Origin of the sequence: Aquitalea sp. ASV11 (genome assembly GCF_016429185.1) — a bacterium.
Classification (GTDB): domain Bacteria; phylum Pseudomonadota; class Gammaproteobacteria; order Burkholderiales; family Chromobacteriaceae; genus Aquitalea; species Aquitalea pelogenes.
Genome location: NZ_JAELUD010000027.1, coordinates 1 through 16,654 on the forward strand (window position 1 = coordinate 1; position 16,654 = coordinate 16,654).

Annotated in this window: 18 protein-coding genes; 10 read left to right on the forward strand and 8 right to left on the reverse strand. The window is 60.6% G+C overall.

What is annotated here, in order from left to right; all coding sequences use genetic code 11:
- Positions 1–515: 515 nt before the first annotated feature.
- The 6 genes from JHD62_RS10540 to hda form a co-directional block, all read right to left on the reverse strand.
- Positions 516–944, reverse strand: coding sequence for a hypothetical protein (locus JHD62_RS10540; RefSeq protein WP_199102853.1), 429 nt, complete (start codon positions 942–944; stop codon positions 516–518).
- A 2-nt stretch (positions 945–946) separates the two neighbouring features.
- Positions 947–1,888 (reverse strand): Nudix family hydrolase, encoded by a 942-nt coding sequence (locus tag JHD62_RS10545; RefSeq protein WP_199102854.1) that lies wholly within the window; start codon positions 1,886–1,888, stop codon positions 947–949.
- Positions 1,889–1,905: 17 nt separating this feature from the next.
- On the reverse strand, positions 1,906–2,781 hold the full coding sequence (locus tag JHD62_RS10550; RefSeq protein WP_233160846.1) for a DMT family transporter: 876 nt from the start codon (positions 2,779–2,781) through the stop codon (positions 1,906–1,908).
- A gap of 2 nt (positions 2,782–2,783) precedes the next feature.
- On the reverse strand, positions 2,784–3,662 hold the full coding sequence (locus JHD62_RS10555; RefSeq protein ID WP_199102856.1) for an ATP-binding protein: 879 nt from the start codon (positions 3,660–3,662) through the stop codon (positions 2,784–2,786).
- A gap of 64 nt (positions 3,663–3,726) precedes the next feature.
- Positions 3,727–4,413, reverse strand: coding sequence for an HAD family phosphatase (locus tag JHD62_RS10560; RefSeq protein WP_199102857.1), 687 nt, complete (start codon positions 4,411–4,413; stop codon positions 3,727–3,729).
- Entirely contained in the window at positions 4,410–5,087 is a 678-nt protein-coding gene (hda, locus tag JHD62_RS10565) for a DnaA regulatory inactivator Hda (protein WP_045847287.1), read from the reverse strand. Before hda ends, JHD62_RS10560 begins: the two co-directional genes overlap by 4 nt.
- Before the next feature lie 304 nt (positions 5,088–5,391).
- Here hda and purM point away from each other — a divergent pair, with 304 nt between their 5' ends.
- From purM to JHD62_RS10615, 10 genes are all read left to right on the forward strand, one after another.
- Entirely contained in the window at positions 5,392–6,429 is a 1,038-nt protein-coding gene (gene purM / locus JHD62_RS10570; RefSeq protein ID WP_062788176.1) for a phosphoribosylformylglycinamidine cyclo-ligase, read from the forward strand.
- A gap of 94 nt (positions 6,430–6,523) precedes the next feature.
- Positions 6,524–7,153, forward strand: a complete 630-nt coding sequence (gene purN / locus JHD62_RS10575; RefSeq protein ID WP_199102858.1) for a phosphoribosylglycinamide formyltransferase — start codon at positions 6,524–6,526, stop codon at positions 7,151–7,153.
- A 12-nt stretch (positions 7,154–7,165) separates the two neighbouring features.
- Positions 7,166–8,332, forward strand: a complete 1,167-nt coding sequence (locus JHD62_RS10580) for a DUF3108 domain-containing protein (RefSeq protein ID WP_199102859.1) — start codon at positions 7,166–7,168, stop codon at positions 8,330–8,332.
- A gap of 5 nt (positions 8,333–8,337) precedes the next feature.
- Entirely contained in the window at positions 8,338–9,591 is a 1,254-nt protein-coding gene (locus tag JHD62_RS10585) for an RsmB/NOP family class I SAM-dependent RNA methyltransferase (RefSeq protein WP_199102885.1), read from the forward strand.
- A gap of 105 nt (positions 9,592–9,696) precedes the next feature.
- The gene (locus JHD62_RS10590) at positions 9,697–11,055 is read left to right on the forward strand and encodes a chloride channel protein (protein WP_199102860.1); all 1,359 of its coding nucleotides are present in this window, start codon (positions 9,697–9,699) and stop codon (positions 11,053–11,055) included.
- Positions 11,056–11,148: 93 nt separating this feature from the next.
- The gene (gene grxD, locus JHD62_RS10595; RefSeq protein WP_045847283.1) at positions 11,149–11,460 is read left to right on the forward strand and encodes a Grx4 family monothiol glutaredoxin; all 312 of its coding nucleotides are present in this window, start codon (positions 11,149–11,151) and stop codon (positions 11,458–11,460) included.
- Positions 11,461–11,614: 154 nt separating this feature from the next.
- Positions 11,615–12,460 (forward strand): EAL domain-containing protein, encoded by an 846-nt coding sequence (locus tag JHD62_RS10600; protein ID WP_199102861.1) that lies wholly within the window; start codon positions 11,615–11,617, stop codon positions 12,458–12,460.
- A 130-nt stretch (positions 12,461–12,590) separates the two neighbouring features.
- Positions 12,591–13,223 carry a uracil phosphoribosyltransferase gene (upp, locus tag JHD62_RS10605; protein ID WP_045847282.1) on the forward strand — a complete coding sequence of 211 codons (633 nt, stop codon included), beginning with the start codon at positions 12,591–12,593 and terminating at the stop codon, positions 13,221–13,223.
- A 100-nt stretch (positions 13,224–13,323) separates the two neighbouring features.
- On the forward strand, positions 13,324–13,965 hold the full coding sequence (locus tag JHD62_RS10610; protein WP_370541053.1) for a hypothetical protein: 642 nt from the start codon (positions 13,324–13,326) through the stop codon (positions 13,963–13,965).
- Between the two features lie 54 nt (positions 13,966–14,019).
- On the forward strand, positions 14,020–15,264 hold the full coding sequence (locus JHD62_RS10615; protein ID WP_089085571.1) for a uracil-xanthine permease family protein: 1,245 nt from the start codon (positions 14,020–14,022) through the stop codon (positions 15,262–15,264).
- Positions 15,265–15,549: 285 nt separating this feature from the next.
- Here JHD62_RS10615 and JHD62_RS10620 read toward each other — a convergent pair whose 3' ends face one another.
- Positions 15,550–16,068, reverse strand: coding sequence for a GNAT family N-acetyltransferase (locus JHD62_RS10620; RefSeq protein ID WP_199102862.1), 519 nt, complete (start codon positions 16,066–16,068; stop codon positions 15,550–15,552).
- Entirely contained in the window at positions 16,065–16,577 is a 513-nt protein-coding gene (locus JHD62_RS10625) for a GNAT family N-acetyltransferase (protein ID WP_131358193.1), read from the reverse strand. Before JHD62_RS10625 ends, JHD62_RS10620 begins: the two co-directional genes overlap by 4 nt.
- Between the last annotated feature and the right edge of the window lie 77 nt (positions 16,578–16,654).

Sequence of the window (16,654 nt, forward strand, 5' to 3'; positions counted from 1 at the left end):
AAACTCTTCTCTCAGATCCATGATGCTTTGGGCTTTCCAGGGCATGTTTATTCCGCGAGTGAAAGGTCTCGCGAAAGTGTCACCCATGTCCTCGCACACCTGTCAGCTATCTCTCCGGTCTATACAGGCGAAGCAAAAGCAAAGTACCTCGCCAGCGGGGCGAGACCCGCGAAGTTAAACGCAGTGGCGCTGGATGAAAATCGGGTTGCCATTGCCAAGTCGAAACAGGCTTTGCATCCGCTCACGTGGATGATCTTTTCCACGCCGCTTCCGCGCGGCGAACGGGAAGGAGAGCTTGCCTGGCCAAGCCCTCCTTCACCTCCAAGGCCACCCCGGCAAGCATGGCCTGCGGCTGCCCGACAGGGCCCGCCCGGTGGCTGCGTCGGTGCGGTGGAAATTAGTCAGCATCTGCGGCATCTAGCCCAGTATCACTACCGGAACAGCCTCAGCCCAAACCCACACTTTCCACAAAAAAGGCCCCTCCCGGAGCCTTTGCGTGCTGATCGATACCTGCGCTACTGCGCCTGGAACTGCAGGCTGTAAGCCTTGTCCCCCAGATGCAGGGTGGCAATCCAGTATCGGCTGCCCGTGACACATACCGGCAAGGTGATGCGCGCCTGCCAGTTGGCACCATCAGCAACAAAGCGATAACGGTTGAAGCCCATGTCCATGTCTGCCATGGCGAACTCCACGCTGGGTTCGCTGGCAGTCACCCCTTCCAGCCGCATGACAAAAGGCTTGCCGTTTTGCGGAGGCGTGACAAAACGCAGGCTGCCACCGTCCGGCAGGCTGCACGCACCCAGTGTGACATTGCAGGCCAGCGACTCCGGCACAGCGGCTTGTTGCTTGTGCTGGAAATACCACCAGATCAGCCCCCCCTTGAGTGCCGCCAGCAATATCAGGGCCACGCCAATCAACAGCAGTTTTTTCTGTTTGAGATTCATCGTCATTGCCATGCCCCTCGCATCAGCGCCACGCCGTGCGCACCATGCTGGCGGGCTGGTGGCAGATCCTGCTGCTGCAAACCGCCCAGCGCATACACCGGCAGCGGAATGCCATCTGCCAATACCGCCGCAAAGCCCGCCCAGCCCAGCGGGGTGACGCCGGGGTGGCTGGCCGTAGGCTGGACATGGCCCAGCAAGGCGTAATCCAGGCCCTGCTCACCAGCCAGTTGCAGCTCGGCGGCGCTGTGCACCGACGCCCCTACCCAGGCAAAATCCGGCCGCTGCTGCAGATGCCGCAGACGGCTGCCATTCAGATGCACGCCATCCACCGGCCAGCCTGCAAGCCAGTCCGGATCGGCATTCACCACCACCTTGCCGCCGCGCGCATGCACGATGGCAGCCACATCGGTGACAAAGGCCTGTAGCTGCTGCCGGTTCATGTCCGGTTCGCGCACTTGCACCAGCGCGTATGCCGGGCCATCAGCCAGCGCCTGCAACTGGGCGGCCACACCGATTTCATGCGCACAGGTGATGGCATATAGCGCGGGCAGTTGCAGGGATTTGAGAATCGGCCCGTTGGCCGGCAGCATGGGCTCGACACTGGTTTCACCCGGTGCTTGCCAGGCAAACTGTTGTCCCTCTTGCGGTTGCGGCTCGCCCTGCCAGTCCCATACCCGGAAGAAGTGCAAGCGTACCGATGCATGTTCGTAGTGATGCACCCGGGTCAGCCAGGGCGTGGCATGGGTCACCGTGATGGCCATTTCTTCTTGCAGCTCGCGCACCAGTGCCTGCATGGCGCTTTCGCCCGGCTCCACCTTGCCGCCGGGGAATTCCCAGTAACCGGCATAGGGCTTGCCTTCCGGCCGGCTACCCAGCATGAAGCTGCCATCCGGTCGCATCAGCGCGCCCGCCACCACTTCGATGATTTTCTTGTCGGAATGCATGTTGATTATTGTTTGCCTTAATGTTTCTCACGGGCCACCACCACGCCGCTGGCGATGATGAGTGCACCGCCCAGCCAGGTGGTGATGCCGGGCATTTCACCAAAAAACAGATAGCCCAGTGCGGCCGCCCACAGCAGGATGCTGTACTCCAGCGGTGCCACCGCCGACAGCTGCACATAGCGCAGTGACAGGGCGTTGACGAAATTGGCCAACCCGCCGCTCAGGCCCAGCAACAGCAGTACCAGCCAGTCGCCCCAGCCGGGCAGCTGCCAGTCGCTGCCGGCAGTCAGCGCACTGACAACCAGCATGATCAGCGTTCCCAGCATGGCAATGGTGGCCGGGCTGTCGGTGGCCGACAACTGGCGCGTCAGCAGCGAGGCCAGGGCATAAGACAATGCAGAACCCACCGCCAGCAGGCTGTAGACATTGAACTGCAGGCCGGACCAGCCACACACCACCAGCACACCCAGCAGGCCCAGTGCCACCGCCAGCCATTGCCGTCGTCCAACGCGCTCGCCCAGCCATACCAGGCTGAGCAAGAGCATGAATACCGGATTCGACAGGGTGATCACCGTCACCGTGGCCAGGGGCAGATGGCGCAAGGCAATGAAGAAGGTGACGATAGTGACCAGCACCACCATGCCACGCAGCAGATGCCGCCACGGATGGGCGGTGGCCAGCAGCCGGGCCGGTGCGCTGCTGTGACGCAAGCCCAGCACCAGCAGGATGGGCAGGGCAAACAGCGAGCGGAAGAAGATGATCTCCCCCACCGGATAGCCATGGGTCAGCCATTTGGCGCTGGCATCCATCACCGCCAGCAAAAAGATGGCCAGACTGTACAGCAGGATGCCGCGCGCCTTGTGCTGCGACGGCATGCTGGCGGCGGCCGTCATGCTCACTTGCCCAGCTCCGCCTTGCGTTCCTTGGCACTACGCCCGGCCCAGTCATTGGCAAACTGCCAGGCTACCCGGCCGGAACGGCTGGCACGCAGCTGGCTCCATTGCAGGGCGGCGCGTTCGGCTTCGCTGTCCATGCTTAGCCCGAAGTGCTCCAGCCAGGTTTTGACAGCGGCGAGGTAGGCGTCCTGATCAAACGGATAAAACGACAGCCACAGGCCGAAGCGGTCGGACAGCGACACTTTTTCTTCGATGGCTTCGCCCGGATGGATTTCGCCATCGCTGACCCAGCCTTCGCGGTTTTCGCTGTGTTTTTCCGGCATCAGGTGACGGCGGTTGGAGGTGGCATACACCAGCATGTTTTCCGCCCGGCGCGCCAGGCCGCCATCCAGCGCCGTTTTCAGTGCCTTGTAGGCGTCATCACCGTCTTCAAACGACAGGTCGTCGCAAAACAGGATGTAGCGCTCCTTGCGCCCGGCCACCAGCGCCATGATCTGGGCCAGATCGGACAGATGCTCCTTGTCCACCTCGATGATGCGCAGGCCCTTGTCGGCAAATTCCGGCAGCAAGGCTTTCACCAGTGACGATTTGCCGGTGCCACGCGCACCGGTCAGCAGCACATTGTTGGCCGGTTTGCCCTTGACGAACTGGCGGGTGTTACGCACCAGCAGCTTGAGCTGATTGTCGATATGGGTCAGCCGTGCCAGCGGCAGAGTGTGCGGCTCGCTGACACTCTCCAGCCAGCCGGCCATGCCCTGACGCCGCCAGCGGTAGGCCGCTGCACTCCAGTCCGGCTCGGGCCGGGCCGGGGGCAACAGGGGTTCGAGACGGGCCAGCAGGGCTTCGGCGCGGGCCAGGAATGCTTGCAGTTGCTCCATATCATCTCTCCATACAAAAACAGTCTGGCCGTAGCCAGACTGTCTGAACTATTGATGCGCTATTTCAGCTACGCAGGCTGATGATCGGCCAGCCCTGCTCCTTGGCATGCTGGCGCAGGGTGTCGTCCGGATCGACTGCCACCGGGTTGCTGACGATGGACAACAAGGGCAGGTCGTTGTGCGAATCGCTATAAAAGAAGCTGCGGCCATAGCTGGCCAGCGTCTGGCCACGTTCGGCCAGCCACATTTCCAGCCGGGTGATCTTGCCGGCCTGGAAGCTGGGCACGCCGGTGTGCTTGCCGGTGTAGCGGCCATCGGCGGTGCGTTCCAGGTCGATGGCGATCAGGTGTTCGTCATCCACGCCCAGTTCGGCCGCGATGGGGCCGGTGATGAAGCGGTTGGTGGCGGTGATGATGAGGATTTCATCGCCCTGCTGGCGATGCAGGTTGAGCAGGTCACGCGCGGCTTGCGGAATGATGGGGCGGATGTGCTCATCCATATAAGCCGCATGCAGTGCCGCCAGTTCCTGGTTGTCGTAGCGGGTGAGCGGTTCCAGCGCAAATTCCAGGTATTCGCCGATATTCAGCGTGCCGGCCTTGTACTGTTCGTAGAAATGGTTGTTGCGGTGGTCGTAGTAAGCCTGATCCACGATGCCACGCTTGATCAGGAAGCGCGGCCATTCGAAATCGGAGTCGCCGATCAGCAGGGTGTTGTCCAGGTCAAACAGGGCCAGATTGCGTGCTTGGGTCATGTGTCGGAAGAACTCGCGGTTTGCAAAACGTTTTTCACCAGCGGCACGGTGATGGGGCGGCGCAGCGCCAGCGAATAGCGGTCCAGCATGTCCAGCATGCCGATCAGGCTGGACAGGTCGCGCCGCCAGTGGGTAAGCAGGTAACGGAACACATCGTCGGCAATGGCCAGCTGGCGGTTGGCGGCATGGGTGCGCAGCGCAGCCAGCTTGTCGTCGTCGGACAGGGCCTTTACTTCCAGCACCAGTCCCCAGCCCAGGCGGGTACGCAGGTCGTCACGCACGGCGGCAGCCATCGGCGGTTTGCGCCCGGCCATCAGCAGGCGGCCTTCGCCGCTCTCCTTCAGGGAGTTATAAAAGGAGAACAGGGTGATCTGGTCGTCCGGTGCCAGGTCGTCGACATGGTCTACGGCGATGAAGCTGGCTTCACGGGCAAAGTCCGGCAAATGCTCTTTCTGGCCATCCAGATAAATGGAAGCACGGCCCAGCCGCTCGGCGTGGGCAATCCAGGCTTGCAACAGATGCGTCTTGCCACTGCCCGGCTCGCCCCACAGATAAATGAAACGCTCGCCATCCTCCGCCGTGAGGGCGGTAATCACCTCGCGGTTGCGCTGGGCCAGGAAATTGTCGAAAGCCGGCAGCGGCGTGGGGGTCAGGTCTAGTACTAGCTGGTCCAAGAGTAAGGTCGTGTGGGCCGATTGAAGTCAGACAGCAATTTTACGCTGAGATGCCTGCTTGGCGAAACCGCTGCATGGCATTTGTTTAGTGCTTGTTGTTGTATAAAATCGCCAGTCTGCATACTCCCGTCGTGCCAGCGCACCCTGCCAACTGCCGCTCCCCCAGCCTGCCCGGCACGCATCCGGACAACACATTGCAAACTTAGCGCAGCTTTCCCGAGGAAATTCAGTTAAAATACAGTGCTTTCGCATCAGCGAAAGCTTGACGTGAAAATACTTCAAGTTAGCAGAAAGCGAGTTTACCTTGAGCACCCAGTCCCTCAGTTACCGTGATGCAGGCGTGGATATCGACGCCGGCGACGCGCTCGTCGAAAACATCAAGCCCTATGCCAAGCGCACCATGCGCCCGGAAGTTCTCGGCGGTATCGGCGGTTTCGGCGCACTGGTGGAAATTTCCAAAAAGTACAAAGAGCCCGTCCTGGTTTCCGGCACCGATGGCGTGGGCACCAAGCTGAAACTCGCCTTTGACTGGAACCGCCACGACACCGTCGGCATCGATCTGGTCGCCATGAGCGTGAACGACATTCTGGTACAGGGCGCCGAGCCGCTGTTCTTCCTGGATTACTTCGCCTGCGGCAAGCTGGACGTACCGCAAGCCACCGACGTCATCAAGGGCATTGCCGCCGGTTGCGAACAGGCCGGTTGTGCACTGATCGGCGGCGAAACCGCTGAAATGCCGGGCATGTACCCGGTGGGCGAATACGATCTGGCCGGCTTTGCTGTCGGCGTGGTGGAAAAAAGCCAGGTGATCACCGGCCGTACCATCGTGCCGGGCGATGTTGTCCTGGGCCTGGGTTCCAACGGTGTGCATTCCAACGGCTACAGCCTGGTTCGCAAGATCATCGACCGCGCCCAGCCGGATCTGGACGCCGCCTTTGATGGCGACAAGAGCTTGCGTGACGCCGTGATTGCGCCGACCCGCATCTACGTGAAACCGCTGCTCAAGCTGATGCAGACCCTGCCGGTAAAAGGCATGGCCCACATCACCGGCGGCGGCATCACCGAAAACACCCCGCGCGTACTGCCGGACAATGTGGTTGCCCAGCTCGACGCCAACAGCTGGGAGCTGCCCAAGCTGTTCCAGTGGCTGCAAAAAGAAGGCAACGTGGACAGCCAGGAAATGTACCGCACCTTCAACTGTGGCATCGGCATGGTAGTGATTGTGGCCGAAGAGCACGTGGCTGCTGCCACTGCCCTGCTGCAGCAGGAAGGCGAAACCGTACATCGCCTGGGCACTGTGCGCGCCCGCAATGGTGACGAACACCAGACCCAGATTTCCTGAGTCCGGCAGTGACACCAAACGGCGCCGCTAGCACTGCTGGCGGCGCTTGTTTTTTTACCGGCAGGCATTGTGGCTGCCGCAGACATGTTGACCCATGAAGAATATCGTCATTCTGATTTCCGGCCGTGGCTCCAATATGCAGGCCATTGTCGACGCCAATATCCCCGGCGCATGCATTGCGGCGGTGATATCCAATCGCCCTGATGCCGCTGGCCTCGCCTGGGCCGCCGAGCGTGGCATTGCCACGGCCGTGGTGGACCACAAGGCCTATGCCAGCCGCGAGGACTTCGATGCCGCACTGGCCCAGGTCATTGATGGCTTCCAGCCGCAGCTGGTGGTGCTGGCCGGTTTCATGCGCATCCTGACCGCCGGCTTCACCCGTCGTTACGAAGGCCGCATGCTCAACATCCATCCCTCGCTGCTGCCGGCCTTCCCCGGCCTGCATACCCACGCGCGGGCGCTGGAAATGGGCTGCAAGGTGGCAGGTTGCACCGTGCACTTTGTCACCGCCGAACTGGATCACGGCCCCATCGTATCGCAAGGCGTGGTCAGCCTGCTGCCGGATGACACCCCGGACAGCGTGGCCGCGCGGGTATTGCAGCTGGAACACCAGCTCTACCCCGATGCCGTACGCCGTTTTGTCGCCGATGAACTGAACATTATTGATGGCCGCGTGGCCTCGCCGACACAACCGGCCGGCAGCCTGATGGCACCGGCGCCGTAATACCGTATCCGCATGAAGACACCGCTGCGGGTCTTTGCCCTTGCCTTGCTGCTCTCGGTACTGGTGCATCTGGCCATGCTGGGCTCGGGCCTGCTGCCCGATGCCGTCATCGAGCTGCCGCCGGATCAGGCTTTACGCAAGATTGACGTCAAGATGCAGGCGCTGGCACTGGATACACCAGCACCACCCGCAGTACCCACTGCCCGACTGCTACCACTTGGCCCCGCTGCAGGTTCGGTGTCGCATCATCCGGCAGCGAAAAGGCGCAAGCCCAAACGCGATGCTTCAGGCGTGCAGGCCAAGGCAGACACAGCAGCGGACAAAGCGGCGGAACATCCAGCCGACCTGGCAGATGCCAGTCAGCCGGCCACAGAAAGCAGCAAGCGTGCCGAGGCCAGCATGCCGGAGGCAGAACACCCGGCAACAAAGCCGGAAAAGCACGCCAAGGCAGAAGAAGCCAGCGCAGCAGCAGCCAGCAATAACGACAGGCCGGCCGGTTATCTGACCCCGGCCAGCGCACTGCACCGCTTCCCGGCACGGGCCAAACTTGGCTACCAGACCTTCTATAATGGTGCGATGGTGGGCAGCGGCGGTCTGGATTGGCAACAGGATGGCCACCGCTACACGCTGGAAATCCGCTTCAATCCGCTGGTGGGCGGAAACAGGCGCTACCTTTCGCAAGGACAACTGGGCAAACAAGGCCTGCAACCGGATAGCCTGCAAGCCTGGGTAGGCCAGGAAGCCAAGGAATCCGCCCGCTTTGACTGGTCTGCCGGCATGCTGCATTTTGGCGACCAGGGAGACAAGGAAATCGCCTTGCGCAGCGGGGCGCAGGATGTATTCAGCCTGGCTTTCCAGCTGGGCCTGAAGGGCGGCCAGCTTGGCACTGCCCCGCTACAGATCACCACCGGGAAAAAGGTCTACGACTATCCGATGACCCCCAGTGGCGAAACCGATTACGACACCGGCTCCGGCAAGATCCGGGTGATTGTGTTCCGCGCCAAGGGCGAGGATGACATCACCGAATTCTGGCTGGCTCCGGATTTCTCCAACCTGCCGGTGCGCATTTCGCGCATCGACAAAAGCAAGCGGGTGGAACTGCGCGCCGTGCTGATCAATGTTGACGGCACCGAGCAATGGCGCCTGCCCGCTCGCCCCATGACCCGGAATAACCGTTAATGAATATCAGCCATAGCCAACTGAAACATATCGAAACCGTCATCAGCCAGATGACCCGCTTCGACCGCCCGGCAGATGCCGTGCTGTCCGCCTACTTCCGCGAAAACGTGAAGCTGGGTTCCAACGACCGTCACCTGATTGCCGAAACCGCTTTTGGCTGCCTGCGCCGCCTGATCCAGTTCCGCGCCCTCATCGCCCCGGAAAAAGCCACGCCGCGCCGCCTGGCCATGGTGGCGCTGATGCGTCTGCAAAAGCTCAACATCAAGGAAATGGCTGACTGCACCAGCGCAGGCGAACGCGAATGGCTGGGTGGTGTCAAGGGCAAGACGCTGGAAGACAGCCTGTCCGTGGCAGCCGAACTGCCGGAATGGGTAATCGAGCGTCTGGCAGAAAAAGACCCGAAAGACGTGCTGGCACTGGGCCTGGGCCTGATGGAACCCGCCCCGCTCGACCTGCGTGTCAACACCCTGAAAATGAAGCGCGATGAAGTCATCGACCGTCTGCGCGCCGACGGCATGCCCTGCGAACCTACTCCGTACTCCCCGATTGGCATCCGCCTGCAAGGTAAACCCTCGCTGAGCAAGTATGAGCTGTTCAAGTCCGGTGCCATCGAAGTGCAGGATGAAGGCAGCCAGCTCCTGGGCCTGATTACCGGCGCGCGTCGTGGTGAAATGGTGGTGGACTTCTGTGCCGGTGCCGGTGGCAAGACCCTGCTGCTGGGCGCACAAATGGCTTCCAGCGGCCGACTGTACGCATTTGACGTGTCGGAAAAGCGTCTGGCCAACCTCAAGCCGCGTCTGGCCCGCTCCGGCCTGTCCAATGTGCATCCGCAACTGCTGGCACACGAGAACGACAGCAAGGTGAAGCGTCTGGCCGGCAAGGCGGATCGCGTGCTGGTGGATGCCCCCTGCTCCGGCCTTGGCACCCTGCGCCGTAACCCGGACCTGAAATTCCGCCAAAGCCCGGAAAGCGTAGCCGAGCTGAACGCCAAGCAAACCGCCATCCTGGCGTCGGCAGCCCGTCTGGTCAAAGTGGGCGGCCGTCTGGTGTATGCCACCTGCAGCCTGCTGCCGCAGGAAAACCGCGACATCGTGGAAGCCTTCCTGGCCGCACATCCGGACTTCAGCCTGCTGCCGATGGATGCCGCACTGGCCGAACAGAAAATTCCGCTGCAAATCGGTAATTATCTGGAACTGAAACCGCATTTGCATAATTCTGACGGTTTCTTTGCCGCGGTTCTGGTCAGGAAAGCAGATTGACCTTATCATTAGAGTATTAGCAGAATCGAAAATACTGTTCAATCCAGAATGATTTGCGTTTCGGCTCTGCTACTCTCTTGATAAACCGATGGAGTTCCCACCCCCATGTCCGACTCCAGAGTCGCCCGGCGCCTGGGCCAGCACGGCCTGCGCGCCAGCCGCCGCCTGAGATACCTGTATTTGTCCGTGGGATTGTGGCGGCGTCGGGCTCCCATCTGGATTGCTGCCATCCTCATCGGCCTGGTGGCCGCCGTGTTTGCCAATGGCAGCCATCTGTCGCACGAGCTGTTCTACCAGATCTACGATCAATCGCCGTTTTGGGCGCTGTTGATTACCCCCGCCGGGCTGGGTTTGTCCGTCTGGCTGCTGCGCACCTTCTTTGAAGGTGCCGGTGGTGGCGGCATTCCGCAAACCATCATTGCCATGCAGCCGGGCATGCATGCGCTGCGTGCGCGCATCCTGACCATGCGGGCTGCCGTGGGCAAGATGGTACTGACACTGATCGGCGTGGGCTGTGGCTCCACCATGGGCTATGAAGGCCCCATCGTGCAGGTGGGTGCTGCCATCAAGTATTCCCTCAACCGCGAAGCCGCCTTGCGCCATGAAGGCGTGGCACGCAGTTTCATTCTGGCCGGTGCCGCAGCAGGTGTGGCAGCGGCATTCAATACCCCGCTGGCCGGCATCGTATTTGCCATCGAGGAAATGGGCCGCACCTTCGACCAGCGTGCCAGCTCCACCATCCTGCTGTCGGTGATTCTGGCCGGTATCACCGCCATTGCCGTACTGGGCGATTACAACTACTTCGGCGTGGTATCCGTCGCACTGGAGTTGCGCTCGGGCTGGATGGCCATTCCGGTATGCGGCATCGTCGGCGGCATCATCGGCGGGCTGACTTCACGTGCCATTCTGGCCCTGGCCAACCGCCTGCCCGGTCCTTTGCATGACTGGCGCAGCCACTACCCCATCCTGTTTGCCATTGCCTGTGGCTTGCTGCTGGCCGTCATCGGCATTGGCAGCGATGGCATCACCTTTGGCACCGGCTATTTCCGTGCCAAGGAAATCATTGAAGGTGGCGGCAGCAGCATGCAGGAATACGGTATTCTCAAGCTGCTGTCGCTGATCATCACCTATATCAGCGGCGCACCCGGCGGCATGTTTGCCCCCTCCCTCGCCGTGGGGGCGGGCTTTGGCCTGAACATGTCATTGTTGCTGCCGTTTTTGCCCCAGGCCGCCATGGTGTTGCTGGGTATGGTGGCGTTTTTCTCCGGCATGACCCGCGCACCGATGACCGGCTTTGTCATCGTGATGGAAATGACTTCGTCTTCGTCCAGCATGATCATCCCGCTGATGGCAACTGCTCTGGTGGCAGCCAATGTGTCGCGCTTCATGAACCGGCATGCCTTGTATGACGGCCAGGCCGAGATATTCCTGCGCCAGCTGCGCGCACGCCATCAGGCAAATTGACCGGGACGGCCCGCTTACGTACAATAACCCATTGATTCAGTCAAGTATTCAGGGTCAGCCCGGCGCCGGCCCTTTCACAGCAAGGAATTCCCCATGGATACCCAGGAAATCATCAAGCAGACCGTTACCGAAAATCCGGTTGTGTTGTTCATGAAAGGTTCGGCCCAGTTCCCGCAGTGCGGCTTTTCCTCGCGCGCAGTGCAAATCCTGAAAGCCTGTGGCGTCGAAACCATCAAGACCGTCGACGTGCTGCAAGACCCGGAAATCCGCCAGGGCATCAAGGAATTCTCCAACTGGCCGACCATTCCGCAGCTGTACGTGAAGGGTGAATTCATTGGCGGTTCGGACATCATGTACGAGATGTACCAGTCTGGCGAACTGCAACAGGTGCTGGAAGGCCTGTAAGCCAGGTCGCACCGTATTTGCCAAAACCCGGCCATGCCGGGTTTTTTTGCGGCATTTTGAAGATGAACATATCCACCCGGAATTCCCTGTCTTACAATTCAGCCATGACAGACAGGCAAGGCAGCGCCCTTTTCGTAGCGGATACCTGACAGACATGACCTCCTCCCAAGCTGACGGCTTCTATGCCGCTCCGGACCAAAGCGCCAGCCCGTTGACTGCCAACGGTGGCACGGCCATGCCGATTGATGAAATCTGGAAAGCCCTGGTCAACGACCAGCTGGTGCCTTATTTCCAGCCGATTGTGAACATCCAGACCCGCCGCGTGATCGGTGCCGAAGCGCTGGCGCGCTGGCGTCACCCGGCGCTGGGCGTGCTGTCCCCCATCACCTTTGTGCCGGTGATGGAAGAGCGCGGCATGATTCGCGAGCTGACAGAACTGATTCTGGAAAAGTCCCTGTATGCCTGCCGCGACTGGCTGGATCAGGGTTTCGACCTGAATGTATCGATCAACCTCTCGGCCCAGTTGCTGGCCGACCCGCAACTGACCTCCCACCTTACCCAGAAAACACGTCTGGCAGGCTTGACCCCAGCCAACCTGACTCTGGAGTTTTCCGAGAGCACCTTGCGCCAGCACTGGACGGTAGCCGACACCCAGCTGGCTACACTGCGCCAGGCCGGTTTTGGCGTAATGGTGGATGAGTTCGGCATTGGCGTGGGGCTGACCGACAAACTCAAGTCCAGTCACTTCAGCGGCCTGAAAACCGACCGGGCCTTTGTCCACGGCGCAGGGGATAACCAGCACTTGCGTGCCATCCTGCAAGAAGCCCTGGAGCTGGGGCAACGTGAAGGCCTGCAGACCATTGGCATGGGTGTGGAAGACGCCGGGGACCTCTCCGTCCTGACGGAACTGGCTTGCACTGCGGTGCAGGGTTATATCTGCTCGGCGCCATTGCCTGCATCAGGGTTAATCCCGTGGATTTCCAGCTGGGAAAAGCGGTAGAATATCGCCCCATACCTCATTCAAAGACCGGCCGCGGCAACAAGGCCGGTTTCGCATATCTGAAACAAGCTGCCACTGCGGTTCACAAGACCGGCATCGGCAGCTTTTTCACAGGGTTGGGACCAAAAAAATGAATATCCACGTAGTCAACCATCCGCTGGTGCAACATAAACTGGGTCTGCTGCGCGAAGGCGACATAAGCACCATGAAATTCCGCCAGCTCACCCAGGAACTGGCACGCCTGCTGGCTTATGAAGCCACACGCGACTTCGAACTGGAAGCCACCACCATCGACGGCTGGTGCGGCAAGATCGACGTACAGCAAATCAAGGGCAAGAAAGTCACTGTCGTTCCCATCCTGCGCGCCGGCATCGGCATGCTGGACGGCGTGCTTGATCTGGTGCCTTCCGCCAAAATCAGCGTGGTGGGCCTGGCCCGCAACGAAGAAACGCTGGAGCCGGTGTCCTACTTCGAGAAATTCGTCGACAGCCTGGACGAGCGCATCGCCATCATCATCGACCCGATGCTGGCAACCGGCGGCTCCATGGTGGCCACCATCGAACTGCTCAAGCGCAAAGGCTGCAAGCAGATCAAGGCGGTGGTGATGGTCGCAGCGCCGGAAGGCGTGAAGGTGGTCAACGATGCCCATCCGGACGTGCAACTGTACGCGGCATCGCTGGACAGCCATCTGAATGAAAACGGCTACATCATCCCGGGGCTGGGTGATGCCGGTGACAAGATTTTCGGCACCAAGCACATCTGAGTCCTGCCCATGCCCACAACACGCCGCTCACCTTCAGCCGAAGTAGCGGCGTTTTTTGCAGGCCTTGCAACCCCAGCCCCATGCACAAGGAAGACCTACCGTGTTGAGTCCGCATCAGGCGATTGATCAGGATTTTTTGCTGCGCTTTCCCGATGGCTTGCAGGACGCGGCATGGCAGGCACTGGCCAGAAAGCACCGCAGCGTGGACAGCGTCATCACGCTGTGCAGCCAGGGACTGGCCGCCACGACCATGCAGCAGGCGCTAAGCGACGGCAACCTTGCCGCCATCAGCGAAACCTGTCGCCAGATCATCGGCCGCAGCACTACGGTCAGCACCTTCGAGAAGATGGCTTTTCGCAATTACCTGGGCTTTCGCGATGTACACCTGCCGTTTGCCCAGGCCTTGTATCGCCTGCTGCACCAGTTTGGCCCGGACAGCTTTGCCGACTTTGTCGAGGTACTGCAGTTGTGCCGCAATGACGGCAATGCCAATCCGGCCAAGTGGCCGGTGGTGACCTGCTTTTTGGCCTACAGTCAGCCGGATGTGCATGTGTGCATCAAGCCCACCACCATCAAGAAGGTGGCGGCGCGGCTGGGCGTGGACATTGCCTATCGCCCGCTACCCAACTTTGATACCTATTCACGGGTACAGGCCATGGTGCGGGACTTCAGGCAGCACAGCGAGCTGGCGCGGGAGCAGAACAACATCATTGCCCAGGCAATCATGTATTGCACGGTCTGAGTCAGCGTCAGACCAAGCCCATTTCAATTTCAACAAAAACAGGGAAATCCCATTATGTTCCAACACGTGAAGGTGGCCATCTCCGGCGCCCAGATCCTGTTCGTCGCTTTTGGCGCACTGGTTCTGGTTCCGCTGCTGACTGGCCTCAACCCGGCCATGGCCTTGCTTGGTGCCGGCATCGGCACCTTGCTGTTCCAGCTGTGTACCGGTCGTCAGGTACCCATTTTCCTGGGCAGCTCCTTTGCCTTTATCGGCCCCATCATCTACTCCATGCATACCTGGGGCCAGGGTGCCACCATGTTCGGCCTGTTTGCCGCCGGTTTCATGTACTTCGTGTTTGCCGCCATCGTGCGCTGGCGCGGCATGGAGCTGGTCAACAAACTGTTGCCGCCGGTGGTGATTGGCCCGGTCATCATGATCATCGGCCTGTCGGTCGCCACCGCAGCCTCCGGCATGGCCATGGGTCAGGCTGGCGGCAAGCAGATCATGCCGTATGAAACCTCCATGCTGCTGGCTGCGATTTCGCTGGCCACCACCGTCATCGTTTCCATTTACGCGCGCGGCATGTTCAAGCTGGTGCCGATTCTGGCTGGCGTCACCGTGGGCTATATCGCCGCTGCCTTCATGGGCGTGGTGGATTTTGCCAAGCTGGCCAATGCGCCGTGGTTTGCCGCCCCGGTATTCCACAGCCCCGAGGTCAACTGGTCTGCCGCGCTGTTCATGCTGCCGGTAGCCATTGCTCCCTCCATCGAACATATCGGTGGCGTGATGGCCATTGGCGGCGTCACCGGCAAGGACTTCACCAAGACGCCGGGCCTGCATCGCACCCTGATGGGTGATGGCCTGGGTGTGTGCGTGGCCGGCCTGATCGGTGGCCCACCGGTGACGACTTATGCCGAAGTGACCGGCGCGGTGATGATTACCCGCAACTTCAACCCGGTGACCATGACCTGGGCCGCCGTGTTTGCCATCTGCATGGCCTTTTTTGGCAAGTTCAATGCGCTGCTGCAATCCATCCCCATGCCGGTGATGGGCGGCATCATGGTGCTGCTGTTCGGCACCATCGCTTCCATCGGCCTGAAGACGCTGATTGAAGCCAAGGTGGACCTGATGCAACCGCGCAATCTGGTGATCATTTCGGTAGTGCTGACTGCCGGTATCGGTGGCCTGACGCTGAAACTGGGCGGGCTGGAACTGGCCGGCGTGGGCCTGTGCTCGATTCTGGCCATGGCGCTGAACCTGATTCTGCCCAAGTCCTCAGCCAGCCATGATGGCATTGTCGAAGGGCAGGACATCTAAGTACTTGATCAAGGCGATCGGACACGACTGCCTGAGAAAGACAAAAGCGCGGGCTATCCGCGCTTTTTCTTTATATAAATCAGACACGTCGCAATATTACCGCTTCATGTCCGGATGATGAACGACAGCTTGCCAGGCAGATTGGATAATGTCGACACTCTGTTGAAGTTTCTTCAGGGCTTGCCGTGCATCAGCAAGTCACTGCCGTCAGGGGCAGACAGCAAACTCCTTTGTTGTGACATTGAAAACGCCATCTGTCGATGGCGTTATTTTTTTGTCCTGCCGCTAGCGCACGCCATGCAAGGGCATGGGGCGTAGTCTTGCCATTTTCAACACATCTTCATAACGCCCAGCGCGCAAGGCATAGGCGCGCAAACAGGCCTCTTCGACAAAGCCATGTTTGCGGTACAAGCCCAGCGCAGCGGCATTGTCGGTGAATAGCGTCAGTTCCACCCGGTGCAGGCCCAGCCAGTTATCGGCCAGGTCCAGCATACCCTGCAGCAAGGCAGAGCCCACGCCCTGCCCTTGCCATTCGCGCTGCACCGCTATGCCCAGGCTGGCCCCATGCGCCAGTCTTGGCGCACATTCCCGCCATAAGGAACCATGGGCAATCACCTGGCCCTCCGCGGTTTCCAGCAACAGTGCATGGTGAAGTGGGTCATTGCCCGCCAGCCGCTGTTGCCACAGCTGCATGGAGGGATAGGGCAGCTGCAGGGTATTGCCGTAACAGAGCGGATCGCTCATCAGGGCGCGCAGTGCCGCGGCATCGGCCGGCCCCGGTTTGCGAAGGTGAAACTGGCTCATGCCTGACCTCCTGCCGGCCAGTGCAGCCGTGCCATCACCACGCTGTCCACATAGCGTCCGTCTTGCAGGATGTCCTGCCGCACCACGCCTTCATGCTGGAAGCCAAAGCGCTCGTACAGCGCAATGGCGCGCTGATTGTCCTGCTGGGCCATCAGTTGCAACCGGATCAGCCCCAGCCAGTTATCGGACAGCTCCAGCAAGGCCTGCATCAGGGCACGCCCCACGCCCTTGCCCTGCCATTCATCACGAACCAGCAGGAACAGGTCGGCCACATGGCGGCAACGCGCCTGCGGCAGGATGGTGAGCCCGGCGCTGGCTATCACTTCGTCGGCAGCATCACAGGCCACCAGCCAGTGACAGGATGGGGACAGCTGCTGCAATTTTTGCTGCCAGTCGGCGGCCGACTGATAGGGCTGCTGTGAAGTATGGCGTACCACGCCGGGGGCGGATTGCAAGCGCGCCATGGCGGCGGCGTCTTCCGGCTCGATGCGGCGGATATGAAAACTCATGCGCGATTGCTCCCTTGCAGCCAGTTACAGACAGTCAATCCGCCATCATGACAAACAGCAGCAGGGTGTTACAAGCC